Source organism: Bartonella sp. MU70NMGDW, from assembly GCF_042194085.1.
Classification (GTDB): domain Bacteria; phylum Pseudomonadota; class Alphaproteobacteria; order Rhizobiales; family Rhizobiaceae; genus Bartonella; species Bartonella grahamii.
Genome location: NZ_JBHIMK010000497.1, coordinates 1 through 854, shown reverse-complemented (window position 1 = coordinate 854; position 854 = coordinate 1). Strand labels below are relative to the sequence as shown.

Here is an 854-nt window from a genome sequence, read left to right as displayed (position 1 = left end):
GATCAACGCGCCGTGATTACAGCACGCTTATGCACTGTAAAAGCTTCTGAACTGCTATGGCCAGATGCCATCACGGATGAGCAAAAGAAAGCAGCCATTCAGTCTTTAGAAGACAAAAACAACATTCTATTGCGATAGGAGAATGCGCACATGGATATGAACTTTTTTAAACATGATGCTTTCTCAAGCATCACAATGATGAAAGCCATCGAAAACTATGAGTTTCAACCGGGGCTTATTAGTTCTCTTGATCTTTTTGAGGAAGTGGAAACAAGCACCACAGTGGTTGGTATTGAACGGCGTGATAATACATTTTCGCTTATTCAAACCAGTGAACGCGGGGCACCTTTGGCAGAAGGTGATAGAGAGGGTCGTAATCTTCGGTTTTTCAAAACAACACGGATTGCCAAAAGTGATACGGTGAAATCAGAAGAAATCCAAAACCGGCGTGAATTTGGCGCAGAAGATCAGTTAGAGACAGCAATGAAATATATTGCCAAAAAACAAAAGAAACTGATTTCTGAAATTGAATTGACATGGGAGAATATGCAACTCGGCGCCGTTCAAGGCGTTGTTCTTGATGCTGATGGCTCCGTGATTGTCGATTGGTACAAAGAATGGGAAATCACACCACCAAAGCCCATTGACTTTAAACTGAATACAGAAACAACCAATGTTGCTGACCATGTTGACCAAGTCATTATGAGGATGATTGAGGCTTCAAAAGGAGCATTTTCTGATCGTTCACGGATTATTGGGCTTTGTGGAAATGAATTCTTTTCCAAGTTGAAAAACCATAAAACAATTCGTGAGACCTATTTAAACACAGCCTTAGCACAGACACTCAATAGCGC

2 protein-coding genes are annotated in these 854 nt (G+C 41.3%); both read left to right on the top strand.

From position 1 onward, the window contains the following. Positions 1 to 138: head decoration protein (locus tag ACFIKE_RS11815; protein ID WP_375650140.1), on the top strand; the 138-nt coding region annotated here is incomplete at its 5' end. A 12-nt stretch (positions 139 to 150) separates the two neighbouring features. Next, a partial coding sequence (locus ACFIKE_RS11810; RefSeq protein WP_375650138.1) for a major capsid protein occupies positions 151 to 854 on the top strand: 704 nt, incomplete at its 3' end.